This window comes from Rhodococcus sp. ACT016, from assembly GCF_050477185.1.
Classification (GTDB): domain Bacteria; phylum Actinomycetota; class Actinomycetes; order Mycobacteriales; family Mycobacteriaceae; genus Prescottella.
In genome coordinates, this window is sequence record NZ_JBEAET010000001.1 from 5535003 (window position 1) to 5561823 (window position 26821).

Genomic DNA, 26821 nt, shown 5'->3' on the forward strand with positions numbered 1-26821 from the left:
TGCCAACGATCCGGCAACGATGTGCCCAGTGGCGAATAACGGTTCAGTTACGGGGTGGGGTATCCGACGGGCACCCCGGCCAGCTCGAGGGCGGCGGTCGACGTCGCGAACGCGAGGAACGCGTCGTTCTCGTGCGGGTCACCGATCGTGATGCGGACGCCGTCCACGCCGTAGGGGCGGATCAGCACGCCGGCCTCGGCGCTGGCCTCGCCGTACGCGGCGGACCGCTCCGCCAGCGGCAGCCACACGAAGTTGGCCTCGGTGACCGGGACGTCGTAGCCGGCGGCCAGCAGGGCGTCGCGGACACGGTCGCGCTCGGCGACGACGGCGTGCGTGCGGTTCAGCAGTTCGTCCCGAGCCTCCAGGCACGCGATCGCGGCGGCCTGCGCCACCGCGTTCACGCTGAACGTGATGTGCACCTTCGCCAGGGCGGTGACGATCGCCGGATCGGCGATCGCGTAGCCGACGCGGACGCCGGCCAGCCCGTACGCCTTGGAGAAGGTGCGCAACACGACGACGTTGCGTCGGGTGCGGGCGAATTCGACGCCGTCGACGCCGGAGCGGTTGTACTCGAAGTACGCCTCGTCGAGCGCAACGACGATGCGCTCCGGGACGGCGTCGAGGAACCGCTCGAGTTCCTCGCGGCCCAGCGCGGAGCCGGTGGGGTTGTTGGGGTTGCAAACGAAGATCAGACGAGTGCGGTCGGTGATCGCGGCCAGCATCGCGGCCAGGTCGTGGCCGTGCTCAGCGGTCAGCGGCACCGGGACCGGGACCGCGCCCGCCACCTTCGTCACGACCGGGTACGCCTCGAACGAGCGCCAGGCGTAGATCACCTCGTCGCCCTCGTTGCACGTGGCCTGCACCAACTCCTGGCACAACGCCACCGAGCCGCAGCCGGTCGCGATGTTCTCGGCCGGCACGCCGAGCGACCCGGACAGCGCGCGGATGAGCGCCGCCGACGTGTTGTCGGGATAGCGATTCGCGGCCGCGGCGGCGTCCGCGATGGCCTGCGCGACGCCGGGCAGCGGGCCCTGCGTCGTCTCGTTGCTCGCCAGCTTGATCGCCCCGGGATAACTGCGGCCCGGCACGTAGGTCGGGATGGAATCGAGGTCAGCGCGGGTCACGGGGGTCACGATGCGATTATGCGCCCTACGATCACGTGCACTGTCGACGTGGTCGTGCCAAGGTTGATTCATGCCGGGAATCCTCCGGGACAGTGTGCCTCTGCGCGTTGACGACGACTCCGACTCGCAGGCTCGGGGAAGGGTGCCGCTCACCGCCGTCGAACCCGAACGACACGCGCGCGGCGGCATCGTCGTGCTGCATGAGTCCCGCGAGTTCACCGACGCGCTCCTCGAGATGATGCGCTCGCTCGCCGCGGAGGGGTGGCTCGTGGTGGCCCCGCACCTGTTCCACCGCGAACCCGCCCACAGCGACACCGAGGTGTTCGGCGAAAGCCTCTTCGACGACTTCGACGCCACCTTCGATTGGCTCGTCTCCCGCGGCATCTACCCGGACTGCGTCGGTGTGATCGGCTTCGACGACGCCGGCACCGCCGCGATGCTCGTCGCCACCAGCCGATCGGTGGGCGCCGCTGTGAGCGTGTCCGCGCACGGGATCGTCAACCCCCTCGCGCCCGAGACACCCACCCTCGTCGACGCGGCACCGCTGCTGAAGGCTCCGTGGCTCGGCCTGTACGGCGCCGACGATCCGCGCACCCCGCCCGAACACGTCGAGTTGCTGCGGGACGCCGTCGCGCGCGCCGACGTCGCCACCAACATCGTCAGCTACGACGGGCTGGCTCACCGCGCCGACGAACCGCCCGTGCCGGAGGCGAGTGCCGACGACGACGACCCGCTGGTGGTCGCGATCCTCGACGCCCAGCGCCGGATCTTCGACTGGTTCGACGCCAACCTTCGATAGGAGTAAGCGCCTGACCAGCTGTTTTGCGTTTCCTGTCGATCCCTGTGTAATGTTTCGCCCGGCGGTTCGAAAGGGCCGGCCCCCAAGGAGGCGTGCCAGAGCGGCCGAATGGGACTCACTGCTAATGAGTTGTCCCCCTTAAAGGGGACCGGAGGTTCAAATCCTCTCGCCTCCGCCACACTGGTCCTTCGCTGGGCCAGTAACAATTGAAGATAGTTCCATGCGCCCGTAGCTCAACGGATAGAGCATCTGACTACGGATCAGAAGGTTAGGGGTTCGAATCCCTTCGGGCGCACATCGGAAAGCCCCTCACCAGCAGCGATGCAGGTGAGGGGCTTTCTCGTTTCCGGGTGTCACCCCGCAACTCAACTCTTTTCCCAAACCGGGGCGCACGGGCGACTACGACGCTGCTCCCCGTCGACGGACCTGACCGTAAGTGAACTGCGGTCAGACCCGGGCACGTTTACGGTTCCGGGCGTGACCCCGTACGAGGACTAGCAACGTCAATGATCGAGAGCCGCCTCTACCTCGATCCTGGAGACGAGACCGAGCCGGCAGTCGTCTCGCTACGTGTCGGTGAGTGGTTTTACGCGATCCTCGACGTCCTCGAGGCTGCCGCGGAGAAGGGCGTGCTACTCGATCCGGAGCATCGCCGCAAGGTCGAGGAGCTGATCGTCGACAACCCCGACACCGACCCGGACGAGCTCGAGGACTTCACGATCGCACTCGACACAATCGACAAGCGCATGACGGGTGACCGGCACGGCCGGAACTAGAAGCCCGCAGCGACTACACAAGTACTGGGAGGTGAACCGTGGGACAGCTGGAAGAGATGGCGATGTATGAGCGCATCTACGCCGAGATGGGCGGAGACTTCGGCGAGTTCGAGGGGATCCCCGAAGGAGCGGCGGCAGCCGGCGAGTTCGCGCTTTCTACGAGTAGCGCTGTCGAAGCCGCTTGGGATGTGAAGCGGCCCCTGAGTCGCGAGCTTATCGACGAGATCAGAGCCGAGCATCCGTTTCAGTACGACGGCGATCTGGCCGTCTGGAAGCTGATGCTGAAGTACCTCGACGAGATCCCGGTCAAGGACCCGGACGGACCTGACCGGAGTTGAAGGCCGGTCAGGTCTGGCATTGCCTAGCCGCGCCCGTCGGTGCGTACCCCTAGACTGGCCGCTCATCGCCAGGATCGACACGCGCAAGGGGCGGCGTAGATGACCGCGAATCAGGTGGAACCAGCGACAACGCCGCACAAGGACTGGATTGGCACATCAGCTGCAGAGAACAGCATGATCGCAACCAGCGGAAGCCTGAAAAAGCTGGCCGGCATCGAAGGCAGTGACTCGACCATCGTCGCGGTAGACATGTGGGCCACTAGTCACGGCGAGGAGCCCGACTGGAACGTGAGCGTCTTCGTCGTCGACCGGACCCGCGACGACGTCCGCAAGTACCAGGATCTGATGGAGCAGGAGCTCGATCCTGGTTCGCTGCCCGTCCGTCAGACTGACTTGCTAGACGTCTCCCTCGAAGATGTCGTCAAGTGCATGCACCACATTCACTTCCAGCTCAAAAGCCCGAACTTTGACGGCATGCACATCGTCGAGCACACCAGTCATCCGCCGCAGGATTGACTAATGAACATCCCCGGACCCTCATCGTCCGGGGGTGTTCCGGTTGTATAGACGGGGACGGCCAGCGTCTCGTTCGCGATCCGCACGAGCTACTTGCTCGCTGCCGAGATCAGAAGGGGCGGTCGCCGATGATTGTGGCGCGCTCCATCTTTCGGACCGCCGGCCAGTAGTCCTGGACGGCGTAGTGCTGGGTCGACCGGTTGTCCCAGATGGCGACGCTGTTTTTGGTCCATCGCCAGCGCACCTGGTACTCCGGGATCGAGGCTTGGCTGATCAGGTAGCGCAGCAGATCGCCGGCTCCGGGGGCGTAGTCGATCCCGTAGCGCACGTTCTCGGGGGTGTGGAAGTTGGTGAGGTGCGTCGTGAAGCTGTTGACGAAGAGGATCTTCTCGCCGGTCTCGGGGTGTGTTCGGACGACCGGGTGCTCCGCGTCCGGGAAGCGCTCCTTGAGCTCATGTCGCTGCTCGATCGGCATGCACGCACCCAAGGTCGCCTCGAGGCTGTGTCGTGCTCGCAGCCCCTCGATCTGGTCTTTCACCCGCTCGGGCAGCCGCTGGTACGCGAGCGCCATGTTCACCCAGATCGTGTCGCCGCCGACTTCCGGTCCGTCGACGCAGCGAAGCACGCATACCATCGGAGGGCTGTCGCGAAATGTCGCGTCACAGTGGTACGCGTTCTCGTAGTGTTCGGGTGCGCTGTCGAGGTCCTTGTAGATCCGGATGAGCCCTGGATGATCCGGGTCGCTGCCTGCCACCGGATGATCCTCGAGCGCACCGAACCGCTCCGCCAATGCGACATGCTCGGCTCGGCTCATGTCCTGGTCACGGACGAACAGCACTTTGTACTGCAGGAGCAGTGATTTCAGTTCGGCGAACAGGTCGTCATCGCGGGACGCCTCGGCGAGGTCGACGCCGTGGAGTTCGGCGCCGATGCTGCAGGTCGACGGCCGTGCATCCATCGGGGGCACGGTCGCCTTTCGGTTGGACGTGAAACCAACGGTGGTCATGACGAACTCCAATGCAAGCTGGAGGTAAGGAATCGAGCGGAGAAGGCGGGTGTGGCATCGTCGTGCACGCTCGAACCAGATTGATCCGACGCCACAGGCAGGAAGGGGTCAGGGGCTCGCCTACCTCGGCGAGTTCCCACTTCGGAAGCTCAGGCCCGCCGGTCTCGTAGAAGCGAATCGCTTTGCCCATGTCCTGACTCCTCACTGTGTGAAGCGGACAACACGAAGCTATCGGTAGGATCGCTATCACACTTACCGTGATGTGGCATCTGACTTACCAGTTGGGGGCACTCCTTGGACGCGGGTCCGCTCGCTCGCTATGCGGCGATTCACGGCTACATCGAACTCGGTGAGTCGTTGGAGATCGATGCGATCACGCTCTTGCGGGCTGCCGGCCTCGATCCTGCGGGGATGGACGTTGAAGACCGATGGGTGCCGGCCGCGGCTATCTCTCGAGTGCTGGAAGCGTCAGCGACGGCCTCGCGGCGGGAGGATTTCGGACTTCTTCTCGCGCAACATCGGCGGTTCTCCAACCTTGGGCCCCTCAGCGTCAGCATCAGGGACGCTCCGGATGCGCGAAGTGCGTTCGAAACGCTCATCCGCTACCAGCACATGTACAACGAGGCGCTGCATGTTCGTCTTGTGGAGCGACGAGACTTGACGACAATCGTCGTCGACTACGACACAAAGATGGACGTGGGCACCCGACAATCCCTCGAACTGGCGACAACTGTGGGCTACCAACTGCTCCGAACTATCCTTGGAGACAACTGGCGCCCCGTCGCGGTTTGTTTCCAGCACGGACCGCCCAACGATCTCAGCACCCACCGAAAGGTCTTCGACTCAGAGGTCAGATTTGATCAGGGCTTTACTGGAATAATCTGCACCACAAGTGATCTCAGGAAACCGAACCGCATGTCGGACCCGACGTTGCGGTCGTACACGCGGGCGCTGCTCGAATCCGTCGAGACTGCAAGCCCACCAACCGTCCTGACGCGAGTCCAGGAACTCATCGAACTACTTCTCCCCACGGGGCAATGCTCCCTGGATCAGGTGTCACGCAGCCTGGGCGTCGACCGAAAGACTGTGTATCGACACCTCGCCCAAGCCGGCGAGACATTCACGTCCGTGCTGAACTCGACGCGACTGGGACTCGCGGAACGTCTGGTCGCCGACGACCGTCACTCACTGACCGAAATTGCCGAGATGCTCGCCTTCTCCACCCCTAACAGCTTTTCCCGCTGGTTCCGGCAGCAGTTTGGCGTCACTGCCCGCGCCTGGAGGGCTCAAGCGAAGGAGAGAGAAGGACGCAAATGAGGTCGGGCAACGTTCCTCACGTATCGCGTGCTGTGTGAAACTCTTGATCTACGGCGAGAACTAGGGCCTTTAACGCAGTCGATTCGGCCAACCAGTCGGTAGGGGGTTGCGCTCACGCCGCATCCGCTTCGCCCGATGCTCGGCAGGCTGCGCCCACCAGGTCAATGCACACGAGTTCGTCATGGCTCGAGTATCGCAATGGAGCGGTGGTAATCCTCGGCTCGACTCAACACTTACTCAACACATTGACCACGAATCGAGGCGTATCGAGCCGGACGGTGGCGGATGGTTGATGCGCATGTAGTGCCTGGTAGAGCGAACTATTGCAGACGCCTGCGGATGTTTGCGGAGGCTTCCAATTACATCAGAAGGTTAGGGGTTCGAATCCCTTCGGGCGCACATCAGAAAGCCCGCCCACCAGCAGCGATGCAGGTGGGGGGCTTTCTCGTTCTGCGATGCGTCACCCCGCCTGCGCCCGGTTCGTGCATTGATTCGATGACTGTCAATATAGATGGATGTCGAAGCAGCTTGGTGTGGACGACGACGCGTGCTGCTCGCCGCTGGTGCGTGCGCCGCTGGCCGAGGACCGGGCGGGTGACTTGGCGCGGATGTTCAAGGCGTTGGGAGACCCGGTGCGTCTGCGACTCCTGTCACTGGTTGCATCTCATGCCGGTGGTGAGGCGTGCGTGTGTGACATCTCCGGTTCGTTCGACCTGGCGCAGCCGACGATTTCCCATCACCTCAAGGTGCTGCGCGAAGCCGGGCTGCTGGACTGCGAGCGCCGCGGGACCTGGGTGTACTACTGGGTTGTTCCGTCTGCGCTGCAGCAGCTCTCGTCGGCGCTGTTGATCAACGAAGACCCCGGGGTGCCTTCCTCGGCATACGCGGAGGTCACCGCGTGAGCGAGGCGACGACCGTCGAGCGCGGCGCCGTGGTCGGCAAGCTCTCGACCCTCGACCGGTTCCTTCCGGTGTGGATCGGCGTCGCGATGGTCGCCGGCCTGCTGCTCGGCAGGCTGATCCCGGGCCTCGGCGACGCGCTCGGCGCGATCGGGGTCGACGGGATCTCGCTGCCGATCGCGCTCGGCCTGTTGATCATGATGTATCCGGTGCTGGCGAAGGTGCGCTACGACCGCCTCGACACGGTCACCGGTGACCGAAAGATGCTGCTCGGGTCGCTGCTGCTGAACTGGGTCCTCGGCCCGGCGCTGATGTTCGCGCTCGCCTGGATCTTCCTGCCCGACCTCCCCGAGTACCGGACCGGGCTGATCATCGTCGGTCTCGCCCGCTGCATCGCAATGGTGATCATCTGGAACGACCTCGCCTGCGGCGACCGCGAGGCCGCGGCGGTTCTGGTCGCGATCAACTCGGTGTTCCAGGTGCTGATGTTCGCGGTTCTCGGCTGGTTCTACCTCTCGGTCCTGCCCGGTTGGCTGGGGCTCGAGCAGACCACAATCGACACCTCGCCGTGGCAGATCGCGAAGTCGGTGCTGATCTTCCTCGGCATCCCGCTGCTCGCGGGCTTTCTCACCCGGCACTTCGGGGAGAGGGCCAAGGGACGCCCCTGGTACGAGGGGCGGTTCCTGCCCACGGTCGGACCCTGGGCGCTCTACGGTCTGCTGTTCACGATCGTGATCCTGTTCGCGTTGCAGGGCGACCGGATCACCTCGCAGCCGATGGATGTGGTCCGGATCGCGATCCCGCTGCTGGCGTACTTCGCGATCATGTGGGGCGGCGGCTACCTGTCGGGTGCCGCGATGGGCCTGGGCTACGAGCGCACCACGACGCTGGCGTTCACCGCCGCGGGCAACAACTTCGAGCTCGCCATCGCGGTGGCGATCGCCACCTACGGCGCCTCGTCCGGGCAGGCGCTGGCCGGGGTGGTCGGGCCGCTGATCGAGGTGCCGGTCCTCGTCGGTCTGGTCTACGTCTCGCTCGCGCTGCGCAAGCGCTTCACCCGTCACGAGTCGCCGGCGGCGCCGGCGTCGAAGGAGTCCTGAACGATGACCGTGCCGAGTGTGTTGTTCGTCTGCGTCCACAACGCGGGCCGCTCGCAGATGGCTGCCGGCTTACTGGCCCATCTGGCCGGCGATCGGATCGAGGTCCGGTCCGCCGGCAGTGCGCCCGCCGACCAGGTGAACCCCGCCGCGGTCGAGGCGATGGCCGAGGTCGGCATCGACATCTCGGACCAGAACCCGAAGATCCTCACGGTCGACGCCGTGCGGTCGTCGGATGTCGTGATCACGATGGGATGCGGCGACACCTGCCCGATCTTTCCCGGCAAGAGCTATCGCGACTGGGTGCTCGACGACCCCGCCGGGCGGGGCATCGATGCAGTCCGGCCGATCCGCGATGAGATCCGGTCCCGTGTCGAGGCGTTGATCGCCGAGCTCGCTCCGCAGCGCTGAAGCGGAAAACGTGGTGGGCCGGACCTTTCGATGAGTCCGGCCCACAGTCGCATTCGCGTGAGCGTTGGCTTCAGCAGCAGGAGGAACCTGCGGACGACGCCTCCGCGGACGCGGTCCCGCAGCAGGCGCCACCCTCGGCGGCCGCCGACACCTCGCCGAGGTGCTGCGGGCTGGACCCGAACGACTCCGAATCCGCAAGCACGGTGTAGACCTCCCACTTCTCGTCGGCCGGGCCGGTCACCCACACCTTGTCCTGTGTGGCGAAGCAGCACGTCGTGCCGATCTCCTCGTCGGTGAACAACCCCTCGCCGGTGAGGCGAGCGATCTCTTCGTGCACCTTCGCGCTCGATTCCACCTCCACCCCGAGATGGTTGATCGTTCCGCCCTTGCCCGGGTTCTCGAGCAGCACCAGCTTCAACGGCGGGTCGGCGATCGCGAAGTTCGCATACCCCGGCTTCAGCTTCGCCGGCTCGGTGCCGAACAGCTTCGAGTAGAACGTGACCGCTTCCTCCAGGTCGTCGACGTTGAGTGCGAGTTGGGCGCGTGACATGACAGCCTCCACCTATGCGACATATATCGAATCCTCTTCAGGTCCAGACTCCTGACCTTTTCGACATAAGTCAAGATCCGTCGGTAGGATCGTTGCCATGCCGAAAGCCCTGCCGCTCGTCGATGTCAGCGCACCGATCTGCTGCGCGCCGGTCTCCGCGGCACCGATGAGCGACGACGCAGCACTGCAGGTCGCCCTCCGATTGAAGGCGCTCGCCGACCCGGTACGGATCAAACTGATGTCGATCCTGCTCACTGCTGCCGAGGGCGCAGTCTGCACGTGCGACCTCGCTGTAGGAGTTGCCCTCGCCGAGTCGACTGTCAGTCACCACCTCGGCCAACTCCGCAAGGCAGGCATGGTCGAGTCCGAACGTCGCGGCATGAACGTCTACCACCGGGCCCGGAGCGACGCCCTCGACGCACTCCGAGTCGTGCTCGACCCCAACTGCTGTCGCTGAAAGTTCGTGGGTTCAGGAATAGCTGGCGGCGCTAAGACTTTCAGCGGTCGACGCAGTGTCTGCACCGTCTGGACGTCGGACGGTTGACGACGTCCCCGCTGTTGGTAACCAGGGCTTCTCCGTTGCCGAGGCGTACCCATGCATTCGGGATACCGCGGATCTCGCCCCATCCGGCGAGTTCCGTCTCGTCGTCGTGGCTGCAGCCGGGCAGGTGCGCGATTCGACTCGGGCCGACCAGAACCAGGCCGTGGTCCCCGGTGAGCGTCGGGCGGCGTGCAACTCGCGTGTGCACGCACTGGCCGACGATGAGATCGCATTTCGGGCATCGTTCAGACGTCACACCCAGTACGTCGGTGTCCGACGCCGACACGTTTCCCTCGGACAACCGAAGGGCACAGAGGAAGGGCGGGACGCCCGACGGCATCCGGACCGGCACGAGGGCAGATTGAGAGCCGAAGCACACTCGCCCCGAAACGCGACGCTTGTGGCTATCGTCGGCTGCGCGGTGCCCGAGCCCACCCCCGATGGGGCTCGGGCGCCGCTGCCGGAAAAGCCGTTCCCACCCCCGACGAGTGGGAACACCTCCGAGCGACGGTCTCACGACGACCGTTGCATCCTCGTTGCATAGGTCGCCGCCGTCCTCGGCGCCGACGACGCGAGCGTGGCGTACCTGGCGTGGACCGACTCGGCCGAGCCGGAGGTGTGGACCTACTCCGACGGTGACGAGCGGCGAACCGCCGACCTGGCGGAGTTCATCGAGTCGCGGGCCGCTGTCGACTTCTGAGCCTCGCGGTAACCTCGGGCGCGTGGATCTCGCTGTCACCTCGGACACCGGCCCGGTCGGGGGCGTGTACGAGCTCGCGGGCGAGTTGCAGCAGGCGCGCGAGGCATTCCGGACGGCGACAGCGGACATGGCGGGGACGCTGCTGGTGTGTCTCCGGTGCTTGCCGGCCGATCTCCGTCGCCGTTCCTGGACCCGGTTCGAGACAAGCGATTCGACGCTCGTGGTCGATCTGTCCGTCACGGAGGAGGAGATGGCGGGCCGGACCACCGCCGAGCAGCGCGAGATGCTCGGTGCTCTGCTTCGGGAATGGCTCGGCAAGGCATTCCGGTCCCGGTCCGCGCCGTGGACGCGCCCGCAGCGAACCGAGCTGCAGCACGCGGCCGTACACATCCTCACAACGCTCGGCTGGCTCGACGGGGCCCGTGCCCGCGCGGCGCAGATGCTGCGGGACGGTCACCCGCTCGATTCGGTCGCCGAATCGACCGAGTTGGATCTCGGCGAGGTCGAGAACATGTTCGCCGAGCTGACGTCGTCGGGCTGACCTTCCCGGCCGCCCTGTCCCGTGATCAGTTACCGACCCGAGTCCCCCTGCCGCACAGAGGAGAGCGTGAGATGACCGCGACCACCGTCGCCCTCGGCCCGAAGCCCGATCCGTTGCTGACCGACGCCATCGCCCGCGGCGGCGCGGCCGTCGGGCGGCTCGATGAGGCGGAGGCCCTGGTGTGGGCGGGCGACGATCCGGCGCGGTTCCCGGCCGACCTTCCCGACTCGATTCGGTGGGTGCAGCTGCCGTCGGCCGGTGTCGAGCACTAATTCGCCGCGGGGGTCGTCCAGCGGCACCCGCACGTGGTGTGGACATCGGCGGCCGGTGCGTTCGCGGCCACCGTCGCCGAACACGCATTCATGCTGCTGCTGGCCGGAGTTCGCGCGCTGCCCGGACATCTGGCGGCCACCACCTGGCGGCAGCGGGAGTTCTTCGACAAGGTGGGGACCCTGCGCGGCGCCCGCGTCGCGATCATCGGTGCCGGGGGCATCGGGCGGGCGCTCATTCCGATGCTCACCGCGGTCGGTGCCACGGTCGTCGCGGTGAACCGGTCCGGAGTGCCGGTCGAGGGCGCCGCCGAGACGCTGCCCGCCGATCGGGTCGACGAAGTCTTCCCGCGGGTCGACCACGTCGTGGTCGCGGCGCCGGCCACCGGCGAGACCCGGCACCTGATCGGACGCGCGCAACTGGCGCAGCTCGGATCGCGGTCGTGGGTGATCAACGTCGCGCGCGGTCCCCTGGTCGACACCGACGCCCTCGTCGACGCCTTGCGCGACAACACCATCGGCGGGGCCGGGCTGGACGTGACCGATCCTGAGCCGCTGCCCGACGGGCACCCGCTGTGGGCGCTGCCGAACGCGATCATCACCCCGCACGACTCGAATCCGCCGTCGGTGCGCGCCACCGCGTTCGCCGAGCATGTGACGGAGAACGTGCGCAGATTCGTGGCGGGCGAGGCACTCACGGCGCGAATCGATCCGGTCGCAGGCTACTGAATCGAACGTCCGACGGTGGCCGTTCAGGGTGAGTTCCGAGGCGAACATTCGATCAGGGGTTTACGTGGAATGCCGGAATGCCTACCCTTGCGGTCGAACTACCAAATTCGACAGAGGATTTCCGGTGCAACACCTTGGATCGCACACAGGCGGAATCGCTACGGGCATCAGTGATGTTGCCCGCATCCGTCGTCTCGCAGAGCGCATCGCCGACACGAGCGAGAAGGCCGCCAACGTAGCGGCGGCCGGCGAAATCATCCGACTCGTCGCGACGCTCGAGAAGGAACTCGAGCGCGTGTAGATCAGGCGCTCGTGCCGATTGGCTGAAACCGACTTGCTCGAGCCGGAACTCGAGCAGCCGCCGACTTACTGCGTGGTCTGGATGATCTGGGCCAGCGGCGCGGCTGCGCGGAGCAGTGCGAGTGTGCGTTGGGTGATGGCGTCCAGTCGCGCGTCGAGCGCGTCGAGCGATCGACTGGTGTCGTCGAGGTCCCGGATCGCTGCGATCGCCTGCTGGACGTCGGGGATGCGGTACCCGGCGGCTCGGAGGGCCGCGGTGATGCGGGCCTCACGGATCGCTGCGAGGTGATAGCGCCGGGCCGACCCTGCGGCAGTGACGATCCGATCCGGCCGCACCGAGCCCTGCTGCTCCCAGAAGCGGAGGGTGGAGGCGCGGCGGATGTGATCCTTGGAGAACTGCCGGTATCCGTTGCCCGCCCGAACCGACGCAGCGATGACGCCGAGCCGCTCCAAGTCGCGGACCTGCTGGACCGAGTAGCCGGTCGCGGACGCTACCGCCGAGACCGTCAGCAACCCCGTCGCCCGATGGTCGCGGCCATGAGTCAACCCTCCATAGGCACTTCAACCCCACACTTCAACCATGAGTATGGACCAGTTACTCGAGACGATCCGAGCCTTCGACGGGATCCTTGAACTCGCACCGGCCGAAGGCAGCGTGTTCCCTGAGATTTCGTGGGGCGACCACTACTTCTACTACGCGCCTGATGGTCGGATGCCGCAACGCGGGCAGCCCTACGCGACCATCGTCACGAAGAACTATCCCGACGACACCTCCTGCCACCTCGACCGGCCTGGTCGGTGGCGGCTGAACATTCACGTCGGCAGGAGCACCTTCACCCGACTCGTCGGCGAAGATCCCAGGGCACGTTCTGCTGCCGACGTCGACTTCAGTGCCGTCGACACCGTTCTCCCGCATCCTGTGTACCGCGCACAGGGTTGGATCTCGATTACCAACCCGGACACGCGCACTCAGGCCATGGCCGTCGGTCTGCTGCGCGAGGTGCACGACGTGGCGCGCCGACGAGCAGCTCGACGTGGTGCCACCCAGCTGTGCAACGGCACGACACCGGAGAGTGGCCGGTGAGCCCCGGCCCTGCCGCGCCTAGGCGGAGGCCACTGAGGTGGCCCAGCGGTAGTCGGCCTTGCCGGCCGGGGTGCGCTTGACCTGGTCGACGAGCACGATCGCGCGGGGGATCTTGTAGCCGGCCAATGTCTTGCGGCAGTGTTCTTGGACCTCGTCGAGTGTGAGTTCCGGTGCGTCGGGGTAGGTCGCGATCACGGCGGCGACCTGCTGGCCCATGCGTTCGTCGGGTTTGGGGACGACGAGGGCGTCGGCGATCGACGGGTGTCCGTGCAGTGCGGCTTCGACTTCCTCGGCGAATACCTTCTCGCCGCCGGTGTTGATGCATTGCGAGCCGCGGCCGAGGAAGACGATGGTGCCGTCGGCCTCGACCCGGCCCATGTCGCCGAGGATCGAGATGCGGGTGCCGTCGGCGCGGGTGGGGAAGGTGCGGGCGGTCTTGTCCTCGTCCTTGTAGTAGCCGAGGGGGACGTTGCCGATGCGGGCGATGTATCCGATCTGGTCGGTGCCGGGCGCGATCTCCTCGAGGCTCTCGTCGACCAGGACCATGTTGGGGGAGGGTGGCATGCGGAGGTTGCCGTCCTCGTCGACGGTGAAGGCGCCGTCGTTGCCGGATTCCGAGGCGCCGAAGTTGTCGCGCAGCAACAGTTCCGGCTTGACGGCGAGCATTCGCTCGCGGACGCCGACCGACCAGATCGCGCCGCCCGAGGTGATCGAGAACAGTGAGCTGAGGTCGACCTCGCCGTTGCGTCGTTCCATCTCGTCCACCAGTGGCAGGCCCATGCCGTCGCCGACGATCAGGATCACCTGCAGTCGTTCCTTCTCGATGGCCTCGACGACCTTCTTGGGGTCGAAGTCGCGCATGAGGACGACGCGGGCGCCGAGTGTGAAGAAGGTGAACAGCGAGTACAGTGCGGCGCCGTGCATGAGGGGCGCGGCGATGAGGAACGCGAGGTCGGGGAATTCCTTTGCGGCAGCGGCGACCTCTGCGAGGTCCTGTCGGGCGTCGTCGCCGTAGGGGTTGCCGCCGGAGAGCGGTTTGCGGAAGAAGTCGTCGTGGCGCCACATGACGCCTTTCGGGTATCCGGTGGTTCCGCCGGTGTAGAGCACGTACACGTCGTCGCCGGAGCGGGCGGGGAACTCCGCGGTGGCCGGCAGGTCGCGGGCGTCGGAGAACGCCGCCACCGTGATCGATCGCGCGGCGGCGGCGGCGTGCAGCTCCTCGACCGGGTCGCCGATGACGATGACGGTTCGGATCAGGGGGCAGTTGTCGAGCAGTTCGGCCAGGGTGCGCTGATGCTCGGGTAGTTCGACGACCACCACCGCCGAGTCGGAGTTGGTGAAGATGTATTCGAGTTCGGATGGGGTGTACCGGTAGTTGACGTTGATCGGCACCGCGCGGATCTTGATCAGTCCCAGGACGGAGGTGACGTGTTCGATGCTGTTCTTCAGGAACAGGGAGACGTGGTCGCCCGGGCGGACACCGGCCCTTGTCAGCATGTGTGCGGTCCGGTTCGCCTCGGCGTTCAGGCTCGCGTAGGTGAGGTGCTGGTCCTCGTACGTCAGCGCGACGCGGTCCGGTACCGCCGCGGCGACCGATTCGAAGACATCGGCGAGGTTGAACTGCATCGTCATTCCTTCCGGAACAGTGCCGAGCGCCGGCAAGCGCCACCCGCATACGTCCGTGGAGGGTAGCGCGAGAAATGCCACTTACGTGGCGAATTCGGGCATCCCGGTACAGCCCGGCCGGGTCACGCCACGAGGAGGGACGCGTCGAGAGTTCGCGTGGCGTCGACGACGAGCGGCGCCACGTGGTCGAGCCTGATGGTGCGGACGTCACCGGCGAGCGAGATCGCGGCGACCGGACCGTCGTCGCGCTGCACCGCCGCGCCGACGCACGCCACACCGCGTGCGAACTCGCCGCGCTCGAGGGCCACGCCGCGTCGTCCGCGGATGGACGCGAGTTCGGTGTGCAGGGTCGCGATGTCGGAGATCGTCCGTTCGGTGCAACTCGCGAGGTGCCGGCCGTACAGGCGGTCGACGTGCTCGGACGGCAGCCCGGCGAGCAACGCCTTCCCGCCCGCCGTCGCGTAGGCGGGGGTGCGAGATCCGACCCGGGTGGGCACGGCGGCAGCGAGACGCCCGCCGACCTTGTCGAGATGCACGCTGTTTCCCCGGTCCAGGACCGAGAGGTGGACCACGAGGCCCGTCTGCAGGTGCAGTGCGTGCAGCACCGGCGCGGCCGCCGCGCGTAATTCGGCGTGCCCGTTCTGGTGGGCAGACAGCGCGAGTGCGCGTCGGCCCAGGCGATAACCGGACGACAGATGTTCGAGCCATTCCAGCTGCGCCAGCTTGTCGAGAATCCGGTGCACGGTCGAGCGTGGCAGCCCGGTCCGCCGGGTCACCTCCTCGAGCGTCACGCGCTCGGTGCGGGTGTGGAACGCCTCGAGGATCAGCGTCGTGCGCGCGATCATCGACACGGGGAGCTCGGTCACCGAACCCAGGTCGTCGTTCACGAGCACCCACCTCGCCGTCGGTCAGTCGTTTGTTCGAGACGATCATGGCCGACGGTGCGAGCGGCCGCATCCGCCAGGGCAACCTCAGGCGCCGGCCAGCTCCCGCAGAATGCCCGCGAGCGTTTCGACGGCCGCGGGGGACTCGCCGGTAGCCCGCCGGAACACGCCGACGGGCTCCGCCGTGCCCGGCGTCGACTGTGGCAGCCGGACGAGGGTGCCGTCGTCCAGGTCGGTCTGCGGCACCCGCTCCGGGGTGAACCAGACCGCGTCGCCGCGCCGGGCGAGGGTCCGTGCGACGGTGACGTCCAGCGTCTCTACACGGCCGGACGGCAGGTGGAGGCCGTGTCGTTGCAGCAGGACCTCGGTGTGGTGCCGTGGGACGGTGCCGGCGGTCGCGACGACGAGCGGGTACTCGAGGACCGTGGGCATCGGGACGGGGCCGGTGGCCGCGGTCAGGGGATGCTCGGGCCGGACGATGAGCGCGAGCGATTCGGTGTAGAGCAGCTCGAACGTCACGTCCTGCAGCGCGGCGGGCTCCGCCATCCGGCCGAGGGCGAGATCGAGTTCGCCGGCGCGGACCGCGGCGAGCAGGACGTCGTTGGATCCGGTGACGACCCGTACCCCGACATCCGGATGGGCGGCATGCAGACGTGATATCGACTGGGGCAGAAGAACGCTCGCGACGGTCGGTAGCGCGCCGACGCGAATCGGTGCGCTCGGAGCGGCCGTGCCGGCCAGCGCGGACGCCGCCGACTCCATCGCGTCCGTGACCGCGACCGCGTGCCGGAGGAATTGCTCTCCGGCCGGGGTGAGGTGGGCACCGCGGCGGCCGCGGTCGACGAGTCGCACGCCGGCAAGAGCCTCGAGTTCGTTGAGAGTTTTCGTCACCGCCGGCTGGGTCAGGTGCAGGCGCTGCGCTGCGCGTCCGAGGTTGCGTTCCTGCGCCACTGCGACGAAGCACGTGAGGTGACGTAGCCGGATCCGGTGCAGGAGTCGAGTGGTGGCGCCGCTGTCCGCGGGTGGTGGGGGAACGAAACCATCGGACATTACTCGAGGTTATGGAAAGCGGTCGAAACCGTCAATTTACATGAGTAGTGACGGTAAATAGCCTGGTCGGAGATCCGCTCGACAGGAGAATCCCATGACCATCGGCGAATTCGTCGAACGCGATGCCTCGATGCATCCGCCGGCGCTGTCCCCGGCCTACAAGACCAGTGTGCTGCGCTCGCCGCGCAATGCCCTCGTCTCGCCGCGGAACACGCTCTCCGAGATCACCGGACCGGTGTTCGGCGCAAACGAACTGGGGGAGAAGGACAACGACCTGATCCTCAACTTCGCCAAGGACGGTCTGCCGATCGGCGAACGCATCATCGTCCACGGCTACGTGCGCGACGAGTTCGGCAACCCGGTCTCCGGTGCGCTGGTGGAGGTGTGGCAGGCCAACGCGGGCGGGCGTTACCGGCACAAGACGGACCGGTACCTTGCGCCGATCGATCCCAACTTCGGCGGCTGTGGCCGGATGCTCACCGACAGCAACGGCTACTACGTCTTCCGCACCATCAGGCCGGGCGCCTATCCGTGGGGCAACAACACCAATGCGTGGCGCCCCTCGCACATTCACATGTCGCTCAGCGCGGACGGATGGGCGCAGCGTCTGATCACGCAGTTGTACTTCGAGGGTGACCCGCTGATCGAGCGGTGCCCCATCGCCCGGACCATCCCCACGGTGGAGCAGGTGCGCAGCCTCATCGCGCAGGAGGACCCTGCCAGCAACGTGCCGTTCGACGCCCGCACCTACCGCTTCGACGTCACGCTGCGCGGACGTCGCGCCACCTTCTTCGAGAACACCGTCCCCGGAGCCCCGCGATGACCCGAATCGACCACAGCCGCAACCCCTTCGCGCCACACCCGATGGTGACGAGGTTCCCCGAGACCCCGTCGCAGACCGGCGGCCCGTACGTCCACATCGGGCTCGCACCACAGCAGGCCGGCTTCGACGTCTTCGAGAACAACTTCGGCAACGACCTGGTCGCCGAGGCCACCGTCGGCGAGCGGATCACGGTCGAGGGCCGGGTGTTCGACGGTAGCGGCACGCTGGTGCGCGACGCGCTGCTCGAGATCTGGCAGGCGAACGCCGCCGGCAAGTACGCGCACCGTCTCGATCCGCAGGACAAGGCGATCGATCCTGCCTTCCGCGGCTGGGGACGCACCGGCGCCGACTTCGACTCCGGTGTCTTCGAATTCCACACCGTCAAGCCGGGTCCGGTCGAGGCGGGCGGCGGCCGCGTCCAGGCCCCGCACATCTGCGTCGCGGTGTTCGCACGCGGCATCAACGTCGGACTGCACACCCGGATCTACTTCGACGACGAGGCCGAGCGCAACGCCGCCGACCCGATCCTGGCGGGGATCGAGTGGGAAACCCGCCGCGAGACGCTGATCGCGAAGCGATCGGAGCGCGACGAAAAGGTGTTCTACACCTTCGACATCCGACTGCAAGACACGCCCGACGGCGGTGCGGAGACGGTGTTCTTCGACATCTGATCAGGGGGCGGAGACGGGCAGCACCGTGCCCTGCGCGACGGCGCACAGCCGGGTGCTGCCGTCGTCCGCGACCATCTCCAACTCGCACCGGCACACCGCGCGGCGTCGTCCGGAATGGACGACCCGTGCGGTGGCGCGCAGGGTCCGCCCCTGTGCAGGCCGCACGTATTCGATCGACATGCCGCCGGTCAGCACGCCCGGTCCGAGTACGGTGCCGGCCGCGTAGGTGAGACAGTTGTCGGCGGCGTAGGCCAGCACCCCGCCGTGGAGAAACCCGTTCTGCTGCAGCAGGTCCGGTCGGGCATCGACCTCGAGGATCGCGCCGTCGGCGTCGAACGCGACCAGTCGGGCACCCAACAGGACGCTGAACGGCTGGGACGTCAGGTGCGCTCGAGCGTCCTCGACGGTGAGCGGAATGCCGTTGTTGCTCAGGATGACTCCTCGGTGGATCCGGGTGACCAGTGGTCGAGCATAGCGGCGAAGGTCTCGCACGCGGCCTCCGAGACGCCGTAGGGCGCCTCGAGGTGGATGCTCAACGGAAACCCGAGATCGTGGACGCCGTCGAGAATACGGCGGTACAGGTCGACGAGGGCGTCGCGGCGCTGCGCGAACGAGTCGGCCGCGATCCGTACGACGAACTCCTGTTCTTGCCGGACGTGGTCGTTTCCGCGGTCGTGGATGAGCCACTCGATGAGGTGCGCGTGCTGTTCGACTCCGGGGACGAAACCGAACGACAGCAGGATCTCGGGACGGTGTTCGCTGCGGGCGGCGAACTCCTTCAGGAAGTCCACGATCCGGTCGGAGTACAGGAGCTGGGTCAGTGCGAAGGTTGCGCCGTGTGCGCACTTGGCGTCGAATCGTTCGAGTTCGCCTCGCCGCGTGGGTATCAGCACCACGCCGCGGTGGGGGATCACGTCCCGGAAGAGTGCCACCGCCTCCTGCGGTGTGATGCCCAGGGCGTCGCCGACCGGCAGCCCGTGCGGCTTGCCGACGAACGTAATGCCGTCCATGCCGGCCCCGCGTAACCGGAGCACCCGGTCGGACAGTTGTTCCTTGTCCTGGAAGACGGTCACCTGCGCGCACAGGCCCTTGATCGGGCCGATCGACGGCCGCATCCCCTCCCAGAAGTCCAGCACGTCCATGCGCGGTGTCAGCGCCACCGGCCGACCCGAATCCTCGGCGATGATGCCGGGGATCATCACATGGCGTACCCGGTCGGCCAGTCCGTGGTGGCGGCACAGTTCGACGGCCGCGCGGGCCTCGTCGACGGCACCGCCCGGCCCCGCATCCAGTTCCGGTGGCACCAACTCCAGTGCCACCGTGCGCATCGCGGTCAAGGGTGTTCGGCCGTCGCCAGCCAGGCCGGCGCCAGGATCCGGTCTCGGACGTCGTGGTCGAGCTCGGCGGCCACGGCGGCCAGCGGCTCGTAGCCCTGCCCCTCCAGATCGGCGCGCGTCATCGCGGTGGTGTAGGTGATGGGTTCCAGTCGGCGAACGATCCACCCCGCGCCGCTGAGCGTGTCGCGCAGGTTGTCCTCGCTGATGCGGTAGGGACCCGGGAGCGCGTCCGGGACCCGATCCGAGAAGCACCCCACGTGCAGCCGCGCGCCCGAGCGGGCGGCCCGGAACAGGGATGCGACGTAGCCGGGACGTTGGTCCTCGGCGAAACAGTGGTACAGCGCGCTGTCGATGACGGTCGTGAACCGGTCGGCGTAGTCGCTCAGATCGGTGGCATCGGCCACCGCGAAGTCGACGGCCTGTTCGAGCCCGCGCTCGCGGGCGTGCTCGCGGGCAATCTCGATCGCCGCGGGCGCGGCATCGAGGCCGCACACCTTGTATCCGCGGTCTGCGAGGAACATCGCGTTTTCTCCGAGGCCACAGCCGATGTCGAGCACTTCGCTGGTGATCTGGCCGTCGGCCTCGAGGTTGCGTATCACGGGTTGGGGCTCGCCGATGTCCCACGGGATGCACTTCAGCTGGAACGGCGGCGGTTGTTCGCCGCCGGTCGGCGGCTGGGGTCCACGAAAGGCGCTGAAGTCGCCGCGGTAGAGCGCGTCGAAGTCGGCGGGGGTCGGTGGGACAGGTGGCTGCGGCTCGTCCGGGTTCATTCCTTGCTCCTTCCCGAGGTGGACGTCGACTCCCTGCCCGAGGTGGGGGTGCGGGCCCGCGCGGTGAGCATGTTGCACTGCTGATGGCTGCGGATGTGCTCGCACCCCAGCTGCTCGAGCAGGGTCGACAGGTCGTCCGATGTGAACATCCGCGCGCCACCGAATTGTCCGATCCGATCCATGATCGGGCGGGTGAGCGGGGCAGTCGGCCCGGTGGGTCGACACGGGACCATCACCAGCAGCCACCTACCCGGCTTGATGATTCGGATCATCTCCCGCAGCGCCTCGGCCGGTTCGGGAACGAGCATGATCACGGCGGTGGCGCAGGCGGCGTCGGCGCAGTGGTCGCGCAGCGGAAGGCGAGTGGCGTCGGCCCGCATCAACCCCAGGTTCGGGCGGGATCGCTGTCCGGCTCGCGCCAGCATGGGACCCGAGAGATCCACTCCGACGGCGAGCCCGTGTGGACCGACCGCATCGGCCAGTCCGTTGGTGACATTGCCGGGCCCGCACCCCACGTCGACGACCGTTTGACCTGGTTTCAGGTGCAGTTGGTCCGCAATTGTGGCGTAACCGGGCGCAACTACCGGGGCCATCACTCGTTGCATCCGTTGGTAGATCGACGCGCCGAGCGACGTCTGCCAGGCGGCCTGGGCCCGACCCGGCGGCGGAACCGTCTCGCCGGGCAGAGTGTCCAGAAACCCGTCCGACGACGGCACCCACGTCACGTCCGGCCGCAAGAGTTTCTCCAGTCGCGGCACGGTCGCGCGCGTCGAGATCTGTTCCGGCTCGGACGGTCGATTCACCGTGATCATCTCCCTGGACGACACCGGTCGACACTGGCCGACACCGGCGTCTTCCGCTTCGTGCGGTGCGCACAGGTACCACCCAATGGTAGCCAGAAAGGCCCCGAGGTCGAGGAGAGTTCGAGGGCGGATGCGTCCGCCGGACCGGAGGACGCCGAGACCGACGGGCCGTGTCACCGGCCGGAACTCGACGAAATGGCCTGTACCGGAGGCGACTCCGGCCGGTGCGGTGGCTACTGGATCGCGCGGAGCCCGGCCATGGTCGCCGAGCAGGCGTTCGCCACCTCGACGCCCTTCTTGTCGAAGTGCGTCGTGAAGAAGGCGAGGTGATCGGCGTGCTCGTGGAAGTGATGCGGGGTGAGCACCGCGGAGAACACCGGGACGTCGGTGTCGAGCTGGACGCGCATGAGGCCGTCGATCACTGCGGATGCGACGAACTCGTGCCGGTAGATGCCGCCGTCGACCACCAGTCCGGCCGCGACGATTGCCTCGAATCGTCCGGTGCGAGCCAGGCGCTGGGCGTGCAGCGGGATCTCGAACGCGCCGGGTGTCTCGAAGAACTCGATCTCCGCCGGGTCGTGGCCCAATTCGCGCCACTGCGCGGCGAAGGCGTCGCGCGCGTGATCGACGATGGACCGGTGCCAGGTGGACTGGACGAATGCGATGCTCATGGGCCGATGTTATGGCGTCGAAACCGAGCGGAACATCGGGGCTCCGAACGAGGAGATCCCGCCGGGACAGTCCGGCGGGATCTCGACTCGGAGTGGAGGGCTACTTCTTCGCTGCAGGTGCGCGATCACCGAGCAGAGGAAGGGTAGTTGCCGAGACTGTTCTTCGGGTGTGCCCCCGGGCATCATGAGCCCATGATCATCGAGAGGGTGTCCGTGGTCGAAGGAGCGGCGGATCGCGTGTGGGCACGGGTGGTCACCCCGGACGGCATCAACGACGAGATGCGGCCGTGGATGACGATGAGCATCCCGCGCGGGCTGGGGCCGGTGACCATCGACACCGTCCCGGTCGGGGTGCCGCTGGGCCGCGCCTGGCTGCGCCTCTTCGGCGTCGTGCCGTTCGACTACGACGCACTCACGATCGCGGAACTGGAACCGGGACAACGGTTTCACGAGAAGTCGACGATGCTGAACATGCGGCGCTGGGAGCACGAGCGCACGGTTACCCCCGACGGTGCCGATCGGACCGTCGTCCACGATCGCGTCACCTTCGAGCTGCGGCTGTCGATCCTCACGCCCCTGCTGGCGGTGGTCGTCCGATCCTTCTTCGCGCACCGGCACCGGCGGCTGGCGCGCCACTTCGCGTCGCACGCTGGGCTGAACGGGCGAGGCTGACATCGAAATGAACGAAGATGGCAACTTCACACTCGAAGCCGCGGATGTCCGCGTGGAGATCTCACCCCGGCAAGGCGGGATGATCACCAGCCTCGTCGTCGCCGAGACCGAGCTGCTCAGGCAAGGCGATCGATACGGGTGCTTCCCGATGGCGCCGTGGTGCGGACGAATCGGCAACGGGCAGTTGTCCGTCGACTCGGTGACCCATCACCTTCCGGTCAACGCGGCTCCCCACGCCATTCACGGCACGGTACGAGACAGTGCGTGGGAAGTCGCCGACCGATCCGGTGCGCGGGCGACGTTGCGGCAGGCGCTCGCCCCGCCGTGGCCGTTCGCGGGTCGAGTGACCCAGCGATTCAGCCTGACCGAGGGTTATCTCGATTTGTCCATGGAGGTGACGTCCGAAGCGGATCCCTTTCCCGCCCAGGTCGGATGGCACCCGTGGTTCACACGCATCCTGCGCAGCGACACCGAGCCCGTTCGGATCGATTTCGCACCCGACTGGCAAGAGCTGCGCGGGTCGGATTACCTGCCGTCAGGCGTGCGGATCGCCCCTCGAGCGGGACCGTGGGACGACTGCTTCGGGATGGTCGACGGCGTGCGTGTGGTGCTGACGTGGCCGAGCTTGCTCCAGCTGGAAGTTTCGAGCCCCGAGCAGTGGGTCGTGGTCTACGACATGGAAGCCGACGCCGTCTGCGTCGAGCCGCAATCGGGACCACCAAATGGGGTCAACACGCTGCCGCGACTCGTGACGCCGGAATCCCCCCTCGTCGCCGACTGCAGATGGACGTGGAAGCGTCTCTAGGGCGCGATTCGAGCAGTACCGACTTCGCGTCGTAGGTAGCGTGCGCGCCACCCCGAGACGGGCGCGTGGGCTACAGCTTTTCGGTGCTCGCCGCCGTGAAGTGGAGGCATGACAACTGCACCTTCTGTTCCGTCGCCGATTGCGCTGCGCGACGACTCCGTGCGCAGGCGCGGAGTTCGCTGGTTCCTCGTCCTCGCCTTCGCGGCGTCCTGGGTGCCGTGGGTGGCCGTGCGGGTTGCCGGATACTCGCTCGACGATCTGGGCGTCCAACTGCTGACCGCCGCGTTCGTGCCCGCCCTCGCGGCGATCGTCACACGCAGGTGGATCACCCGCGAAGGGTTCTCCGACGCGGGCCTGAGGCCCCGGCTGTCCGCGGCGTGGTCGTCCTACCTGATCGCCGCGCTGCTGCCCCTCGGAGTTCTCGCGATCGCGTTGGCGGCGGCCGCGGTGACGGGACTGTGGGACGCCACCGCGTGGCGTTTCGGGCGGGACGATCTGGCCTTCGTGGCGATCGCGTTGGTGGTCCCGGTTGTGGCGGCGCCCCTGTTCTGGGGAGAGGAGTTCGGCTGGACCGCGTACCTGCGGGATCGCGTCGTACCGGGCAGGCCGGTCGCAACGACCGTCGCGACCGGGCTGATCTGGGGTGTGTGGCACTGGCCGCTGCCCTGGGTGGGGTACTTCGGCGCCGGTGGTACCGCCGTCGATGCGCTCGTGGCGATGTTGATGTGGCTGCCGCTGTCGGTGCTGCTGGAATTCGTGATCGGCTGGCTGTGGAGTCGCAGTGGTTCGGTGTGGCCGCCGGCGATCCTGCACGGCGGCAGCAACCTCGTGGTCGCGGTCGGTCTCGGGCGTTTCCTGGAGCCGGGCGCTCCCGCGAATGCCGTTACGCTCCTCATGTGCGCTGCCTACCTTCCCGTCGTCGCCTGCATTCTCGCGGCGTCGACGGTGAGCCGGCGCAAGGTGGTCGGGGTGGGGCAGTGACGGGCAGCGTGTCGTCGGCCCTGCGGTCCGGACCGCGATACCTCGGCACCCAGTGGCCGTGGCGGTCGCTCGCGTGCCTCGTCGTCGCGGGCATCCTTTCGTGCGCCACCGTGATCGGGATCGTTCCCGTCGTGCTGCTGGGCCTGACGCGGCGACTGCGTACGGCGCTGTGGGAGCCGATGCTGCGTGCGCACTGCGCACGGCTGAGGCTGATCGATCCGTCGGTCGCGGCACGCGCGGACGCGGAGGTGCGGGCGTCCGCGAACGAGGAGCGACTGCCCACCGTCCGCCACGTCGCGTACGTCCTGGGCGCCACGATCTCCGGTGGCGTCGCCGGACTTCTCGCGATCTTCGGCGTCACCATCGTCGGGATGCTCCTCGCCGCGCCCGTCGTCATCCGCAGCGACTACTTCGACCTCGGTGCCTGGACCGTCGAGACCAGTTCGGGCGCTTGGGGTCTGGCGCTGGCCGGGCTGGTGGTCACGGTGCTGCTGTTGGTGGTCGTCGGCGGTTGGGCGGCGATCGAGTCGCAGATGGCCCGACTGCTCCTCGGGTTCGACGCCGACCCGTGGCGTCTCGAAGCGGCGCGCCTCGAGACGACCCGGTCCGGACTGCTCGACGCCGAGGGCTCCGAGCGGGCACTGCTCGAATCGGAACTGCACGACCGCGTCCAGCATCGGTTGGTCGCGCTGTCGATGAGCCTCGGTCTCGCCGAGGCCGCCGACGCAGAGGGGCCGGCGGGCCGCCTCGCCGCCGATGCGCACCGTCAGGTGGACGAGACGCTCGTGGAGCTGCGGGCGGTGCTGCGCGGATACTCGCCGCGGGCACTGATCGAGCGCGGACTCGCACCGGCCCTCACGGATTTGGTGGCGGATGTCCCGCTCGACATCGAGATCTCCCTCGACGGGGTGACCGGTCCGGAGCAGCGGCTGCCGGCTCCGGTGGAGCACATGTCGTACGTCCTCGTCTCCGAGGCGCTCACGAACGCCGTGCGGCACGCGCGGGCAGGGCACGTCACCGTGCGCGGCGACCGGGTCGGGGACGTGTGGCTGTTGAGCGTCACCGACGACGGGGACGGGGGAGCGCACGTCACCGCCGGTGGCGGCCTCGACCGATTGCGCAGTCGCGTCGGTGCCCTCGACGGAACCCTCACCGTGACAAGCCCTGTCGGGGGTCCCACGACGATCCGAATGGAGTGTCCGGTGTGACGTCGACCGAGCGGCCACTGCGAATCGTGCTCGCGGAGGACAGCCCCCTGCTGCGGGCCGGGGTGGAGAGCGTGCTCGCCTCCGCCGGGCACGACGTGTGCGCCGCCGTGGGCGATGCGCCGACACTCCTGGACGCATGGGACGCGTATCGACCGGACCTCGTGGTCACCGATGTCCGGATGCCGCCCACCAACACGGACGACGGGCTGCGGGCAGCGGCCACCCTCCGGGGCAGGGCGCCGAAGCTGCCCATTGTCGTTCTGTCGCAGTACGTCTCGGTGGCGTACCTGGACGAGCTGCTCGACGACCATGCGCCGGGCGGGGTGGGGTACCTGCTCAAGGAGCGTGTCGGGCACGTCCTCCAGTTCCTCGAGGCCGTGGACCGGGTGGCGCGCGGCGAGACGATCATCGACCCCGATGTGGTGCGGGCGCTCGTCACCGCGACCAGGAGTCGTGGACCGCTCGCGGCACTGACGCCTCGCGAGCGCGAGGTCCTGTCACTGGTCGCCGAGGGGTGCACCAACTCGGGCATTGCGCAGCGGTTGACGGTGTCCGAGGCCGCGGTGCGCAAGCACATCGGGTCGATCTTCTCGAAGCTGCCGCTGGAGGACGGCAATCGGCGGGTGCAGGCCACCCTCGTCTACCTGCGCTCGCTCGGGTGACTACCGCCCCGGCGGGCGTGCGGAATCGTCAGCCGGACATACCCGTCCGCCACGACGGGTACTTCGGCACCCAGCCGAGGGCGCGGGCCTTCGCATTCGACGCCCCACGCCCCCTGCCGGAGCCGAGACCGCGCGGCGCCTGCGCACCCACCCACCGGCAGAAGGTGGGCAGCCAGTCGGCCGGTCCGGCTGGCTCGTCGTCGACGACGTTGACGATCCCGGTGGGCCAGTCGAGGGCGACGACGGTGGCGGCGACCGCGTCCTCGATGTGCAGGAAGCTCTCGATGCCGTTGCCGGCGAAGACGCCGTCGCGGGCGGCGCGGCCGAAGTCGCCGTCGGGGGAGTACCAGGTCCCCGGACCGTACAGCTTGCCGTAGCGCAGGACCAGGTGGTTCGGGATCTCCTCCGACGTGCGCTCCATTGCGACCACGCCCTCGACGGTCCGCGCGCCCGGCCCGACGGCGTCCTGCAGCGGCATCGTCTCGTCGGCGAGGCCGTCCCCGTCGGCGTAGAGCCACGCGATGCTCTGCGTGATCAGCCGTCCGACGCCGTACCGGTGCATCGCGTCGACGAGATTGCGGGTGCCGACGATGCGCAGTTCCGCGTTGGCCTCGAGGTCGACGGCCGACAGGTCGGTGAGTTGATGGATCACCGCGTCCGGTCGTGCCTCGGCGATCGCGTGTTCCACTGATGCCAGATCGAAGGCGTCCATTCGAACGACGGTGGCGCCGGCGTCGCGCAGTTCGGGACGTGAGTCCGGATCACGCGACGTGCCGATCACCTCGTGCCCGTGGGCGATCAGTTCCCTGGTGAGCGGCAGTCCGACGACGCCCCCGGCGCCGGCGACAAGGATCCTCATGT

General features: G+C 67.5%; 34 protein-coding genes, 2 tRNA genes and 1 pseudogene. 23 read left to right on the plus strand and 14 right to left on the minus strand.

Annotation, left to right across the window (positions count from 1 at the left end; genetic code table 11):
- Positions 1-47: 47 nt before the first annotated feature.
- Positions 48-1133: a histidinol-phosphate transaminase gene (gene hisC, locus ACQ5DX_RS25270; RefSeq protein WP_430335208.1), complete on the minus strand. Its 1086-nt coding sequence runs from the start codon at positions 1131-1133 to the stop codon at positions 48-50.
- A gap of 61 nt (positions 1134-1194) precedes the next feature.
- Between hisC and ACQ5DX_RS25275 the strand changes: the two genes are divergently transcribed.
- The 6 genes from ACQ5DX_RS25275 to ACQ5DX_RS25300 all read left to right on the plus strand — a co-directional run bounded on the left by ACQ5DX_RS25275 (position 1195) and on the right by ACQ5DX_RS25300 (position 3553).
- On the plus strand, positions 1195-1923 hold the full coding sequence (locus tag ACQ5DX_RS25275; RefSeq protein ID WP_430335210.1) for a dienelactone hydrolase family protein: 729 nt from the start codon (positions 1195-1197) through the stop codon (positions 1921-1923).
- Between the two features lie 86 nt (positions 1924-2009).
- Positions 2010-2101 (plus strand) — tRNA-Ser (locus tag ACQ5DX_RS25280).
- A 44-nt stretch (positions 2102-2145) separates the two neighbouring features.
- Positions 2146-2218, plus strand: a tRNA-Arg gene (locus ACQ5DX_RS25285).
- A gap of 211 nt (positions 2219-2429) precedes the next feature.
- Entirely contained in the window at positions 2430-2699 is a 270-nt protein-coding gene (locus ACQ5DX_RS25290; protein ID WP_430335211.1) for a hypothetical protein, read from the plus strand.
- Positions 2700-2737: 38 nt separating this feature from the next.
- Entirely contained in the window at positions 2738-3037 is a 300-nt protein-coding gene (locus ACQ5DX_RS25295; protein WP_430335212.1) for a hypothetical protein, read from the plus strand.
- A gap of 99 nt (positions 3038-3136) precedes the next feature.
- Positions 3137-3553, plus strand: a complete 417-nt coding sequence (locus tag ACQ5DX_RS25300) for a hypothetical protein (protein WP_430335213.1) — start codon at positions 3137-3139, stop codon at positions 3551-3553.
- Positions 3554-3662: 109 nt separating this feature from the next.
- Here the strand turns inward: ACQ5DX_RS25300 and ACQ5DX_RS25305 are convergent, their stop codons facing one another.
- Positions 3663-4511: a TauD/TfdA dioxygenase family protein gene (locus ACQ5DX_RS25305; protein ID WP_430335799.1), complete on the minus strand. Its 849-nt coding sequence runs from the start codon at positions 4509-4511 to the stop codon at positions 3663-3665.
- A 342-nt stretch (positions 4512-4853) separates the two neighbouring features.
- Here ACQ5DX_RS25305 and ACQ5DX_RS25310 point away from each other — a divergent pair, with 342 nt between their 5' ends.
- The 4 genes from ACQ5DX_RS25310 to ACQ5DX_RS25325 all read left to right on the plus strand — a co-directional run bounded on the left by ACQ5DX_RS25310 (position 4854) and on the right by ACQ5DX_RS25325 (position 8283).
- Positions 4854-5876 (plus strand): AraC family transcriptional regulator, encoded by a 1023-nt coding sequence (locus ACQ5DX_RS25310; protein ID WP_430335214.1) that lies wholly within the window; start codon positions 4854-4856, stop codon positions 5874-5876.
- Between the two features lie 515 nt (positions 5877-6391).
- Positions 6392-6778, plus strand: coding sequence for an ArsR/SmtB family transcription factor (locus ACQ5DX_RS25315; protein ID WP_430335215.1), 387 nt, complete (start codon positions 6392-6394; stop codon positions 6776-6778).
- Positions 6775-7875 carry an ACR3 family arsenite efflux transporter gene (gene arsB / locus ACQ5DX_RS25320; protein WP_430335216.1) on the plus strand — a complete coding sequence of 367 codons (1101 nt, stop codon included), beginning with the start codon at positions 6775-6777 and terminating at the stop codon, positions 7873-7875. The genes ACQ5DX_RS25315 and arsB overlap by 4 nt, the downstream gene beginning before the upstream one ends.
- Before the next feature lie 3 nt (positions 7876-7878).
- Complete coding sequence (locus ACQ5DX_RS25325; protein ID WP_430335217.1) at positions 7879-8283, plus strand: arsenate reductase ArsC; 405 nt, start codon at positions 7879-7881, stop codon at positions 8281-8283.
- Positions 8284-8353: 70 nt separating this feature from the next.
- Here the strand turns inward: ACQ5DX_RS25325 and ACQ5DX_RS25330 are convergent, their stop codons facing one another.
- A complete protein-coding gene (locus ACQ5DX_RS25330; RefSeq protein WP_430335218.1) occupies positions 8354-8833 on the minus strand; it encodes an ArsI/CadI family heavy metal resistance metalloenzyme in 480 nt (159 codons plus the stop codon).
- A gap of 97 nt (positions 8834-8930) precedes the next feature.
- On the opposite strand from ACQ5DX_RS25330, the gene ACQ5DX_RS25335 reads away from it, so the two are divergent.
- Positions 8931-9290 (plus strand): Rv2640c family ArsR-like transcriptional regulator, encoded by a 360-nt coding sequence (locus tag ACQ5DX_RS25335; RefSeq protein ID WP_430335219.1) that lies wholly within the window; start codon positions 8931-8933, stop codon positions 9288-9290.
- A gap of 40 nt (positions 9291-9330) precedes the next feature.
- Here the strand turns inward: ACQ5DX_RS25335 and ACQ5DX_RS25340 are convergent, their stop codons facing one another.
- Positions 9331-9582, minus strand: coding sequence for a hypothetical protein (locus ACQ5DX_RS25340; RefSeq protein ID WP_430335220.1), 252 nt, complete (start codon positions 9580-9582; stop codon positions 9331-9333).
- 369 nt (positions 9583-9951) lie between these two features.
- Here ACQ5DX_RS25340 and ACQ5DX_RS25345 point away from each other — a divergent pair, with 369 nt between their 5' ends.
- The 4 genes and pseudogenes from ACQ5DX_RS25345 to ACQ5DX_RS25360 all read left to right on the plus strand — a co-directional run bounded on the left by ACQ5DX_RS25345 (position 9952) and on the right by ACQ5DX_RS25360 (position 11914).
- Entirely contained in the window at positions 9952-10074 is a 123-nt protein-coding gene (locus tag ACQ5DX_RS25345; RefSeq protein ID WP_430335221.1) for a hypothetical protein, read from the plus strand.
- A gap of 22 nt (positions 10075-10096) precedes the next feature.
- The gene (locus tag ACQ5DX_RS25350; protein WP_430335222.1) at positions 10097-10615 is read left to right on the plus strand and encodes a hypothetical protein; all 519 of its coding nucleotides are present in this window, start codon (positions 10097-10099) and stop codon (positions 10613-10615) included.
- 71 nt (positions 10616-10686) lie between these two features.
- Positions 10687-11613 (plus strand): annotated as a pseudogene (locus ACQ5DX_RS25355) (D-isomer specific 2-hydroxyacid dehydrogenase family protein).
- 124 nt (positions 11614-11737) lie between these two features.
- The gene (locus ACQ5DX_RS25360) at positions 11738-11914 is read left to right on the plus strand and encodes a hypothetical protein (RefSeq protein ID WP_430335223.1); all 177 of its coding nucleotides are present in this window, start codon (positions 11738-11740) and stop codon (positions 11912-11914) included.
- A gap of 65 nt (positions 11915-11979) precedes the next feature.
- On the opposite strand, the gene ACQ5DX_RS25365 is transcribed toward ACQ5DX_RS25360, so the two are convergent.
- Positions 11980-12459 carry a MerR family transcriptional regulator gene (locus ACQ5DX_RS25365; RefSeq protein WP_430335224.1) on the minus strand — a complete coding sequence of 160 codons (480 nt, stop codon included), beginning with the start codon at positions 12457-12459 and terminating at the stop codon, positions 11980-11982.
- A gap of 34 nt (positions 12460-12493) precedes the next feature.
- Here ACQ5DX_RS25365 and ACQ5DX_RS25370 point away from each other — a divergent pair, with 34 nt between their 5' ends.
- On the plus strand, positions 12494-12997 hold the full coding sequence (locus ACQ5DX_RS25370) for a DUF6194 family protein (RefSeq protein WP_430335225.1): 504 nt from the start codon (positions 12494-12496) through the stop codon (positions 12995-12997).
- An 18-nt stretch (positions 12998-13015) separates the two neighbouring features.
- On the opposite strand, the gene ACQ5DX_RS25375 is transcribed toward ACQ5DX_RS25370, so the two are convergent.
- From ACQ5DX_RS25375 to ACQ5DX_RS25385, 3 genes are all read right to left on the minus strand, one after another.
- Entirely contained in the window at positions 13016-14623 is a 1608-nt protein-coding gene (locus ACQ5DX_RS25375; RefSeq protein ID WP_430335226.1) for an acyl-CoA synthetase, read from the minus strand.
- Between the two features lie 122 nt (positions 14624-14745).
- On the minus strand, positions 14746-15468 hold the full coding sequence (locus tag ACQ5DX_RS25380; protein WP_430335800.1) for an IclR family transcriptional regulator: 723 nt from the start codon (positions 15466-15468) through the stop codon (positions 14746-14748).
- A gap of 126 nt (positions 15469-15594) precedes the next feature.
- Positions 15595-16557: a LysR substrate-binding domain-containing protein gene (locus ACQ5DX_RS25385; protein ID WP_430335227.1), complete on the minus strand. Its 963-nt coding sequence runs from the start codon at positions 16555-16557 to the stop codon at positions 15595-15597.
- 94 nt (positions 16558-16651) lie between these two features.
- On the opposite strand from ACQ5DX_RS25385, the gene pcaH reads away from it, so the two are divergent.
- Together pcaH and pcaG are read left to right on the plus strand one after the other, a co-directional pair.
- A complete protein-coding gene (pcaH, locus tag ACQ5DX_RS25390) occupies positions 16652-17380 on the plus strand; it encodes a protocatechuate 3,4-dioxygenase subunit beta (RefSeq protein WP_430335228.1) in 729 nt (242 codons plus the stop codon).
- Complete coding sequence (gene pcaG / locus ACQ5DX_RS25395) at positions 17377-18051, plus strand: protocatechuate 3,4-dioxygenase subunit alpha (protein WP_430335229.1); 675 nt, start codon at positions 17377-17379, stop codon at positions 18049-18051. The genes pcaH and pcaG overlap by 4 nt, the downstream gene beginning before the upstream one ends.
- On the opposite strand, the gene ACQ5DX_RS25400 is transcribed toward pcaG, so the two are convergent.
- The 5 genes from ACQ5DX_RS25400 to ACQ5DX_RS25420 form a co-directional block, all read right to left on the minus strand.
- Positions 18052-18468: a PaaI family thioesterase gene (locus ACQ5DX_RS25400; RefSeq protein WP_430335801.1), complete on the minus strand. Its 417-nt coding sequence runs from the start codon at positions 18466-18468 to the stop codon at positions 18052-18054.
- Between the two features lie 11 nt (positions 18469-18479).
- Positions 18480-19379, minus strand: coding sequence for a mycobacterial-type methylenetetrahydrofolate reductase (locus ACQ5DX_RS25405; protein WP_430335230.1), 900 nt, complete (start codon positions 19377-19379; stop codon positions 18480-18482).
- Positions 19380-19384: 5 nt separating this feature from the next.
- The gene (locus ACQ5DX_RS25410; protein WP_430335231.1) at positions 19385-20158 is read right to left on the minus strand and encodes a class I SAM-dependent methyltransferase; all 774 of its coding nucleotides are present in this window, start codon (positions 20156-20158) and stop codon (positions 19385-19387) included.
- The gene (locus ACQ5DX_RS25415) at positions 20155-20961 is read right to left on the minus strand and encodes a class I SAM-dependent methyltransferase (RefSeq protein WP_430335232.1); all 807 of its coding nucleotides are present in this window, start codon (positions 20959-20961) and stop codon (positions 20155-20157) included. Before ACQ5DX_RS25415 ends, ACQ5DX_RS25410 begins: the two co-directional genes overlap by 4 nt.
- Positions 20962-21194: 233 nt before the next feature.
- Positions 21195-21632 carry a 6,7-dimethyl-8-ribityllumazine synthase gene (locus ACQ5DX_RS25420; protein WP_430335233.1) on the minus strand — a complete coding sequence of 146 codons (438 nt, stop codon included), beginning with the start codon at positions 21630-21632 and terminating at the stop codon, positions 21195-21197.
- 192 nt (positions 21633-21824) lie between these two features.
- Here ACQ5DX_RS25420 and ACQ5DX_RS25425 point away from each other — a divergent pair, with 192 nt between their 5' ends.
- From ACQ5DX_RS25425 to ACQ5DX_RS25445, 5 genes are all read left to right on the plus strand, one after another.
- Complete coding sequence (locus ACQ5DX_RS25425) at positions 21825-22304, plus strand: hypothetical protein (RefSeq protein ID WP_430335234.1); 480 nt, start codon at positions 21825-21827, stop codon at positions 22302-22304.
- A gap of 7 nt (positions 22305-22311) precedes the next feature.
- Entirely contained in the window at positions 22312-23109 is a 798-nt protein-coding gene (locus ACQ5DX_RS25430; protein WP_430335235.1) for an aldose 1-epimerase, read from the plus strand.
- Positions 23110-23217: 108 nt separating this feature from the next.
- The gene (locus ACQ5DX_RS25435) at positions 23218-24090 is read left to right on the plus strand and encodes a CPBP family glutamic-type intramembrane protease (RefSeq protein ID WP_430335236.1); all 873 of its coding nucleotides are present in this window, start codon (positions 23218-23220) and stop codon (positions 24088-24090) included.
- Positions 24087-25298 (plus strand): sensor histidine kinase, encoded by a 1212-nt coding sequence (locus ACQ5DX_RS25440; RefSeq protein ID WP_430335237.1) that lies wholly within the window; start codon positions 24087-24089, stop codon positions 25296-25298. Before ACQ5DX_RS25435 ends, ACQ5DX_RS25440 begins: the two co-directional genes overlap by 4 nt.
- The gene (locus ACQ5DX_RS25445) at positions 25295-25960 is read left to right on the plus strand and encodes a response regulator (RefSeq protein ID WP_430335238.1); all 666 of its coding nucleotides are present in this window, start codon (positions 25295-25297) and stop codon (positions 25958-25960) included. Before ACQ5DX_RS25440 ends, ACQ5DX_RS25445 begins: the two co-directional genes overlap by 4 nt.
- A 28-nt stretch (positions 25961-25988) precedes the next feature.
- Here ACQ5DX_RS25445 and ACQ5DX_RS25450 read toward each other — a convergent pair whose 3' ends face one another.
- Complete coding sequence (locus tag ACQ5DX_RS25450) at positions 25989-26819, minus strand: NAD-dependent epimerase/dehydratase family protein (RefSeq protein ID WP_430335239.1); 831 nt, start codon at positions 26817-26819, stop codon at positions 25989-25991.
- Positions 26820-26821 lie beyond the last annotated feature (2 nt).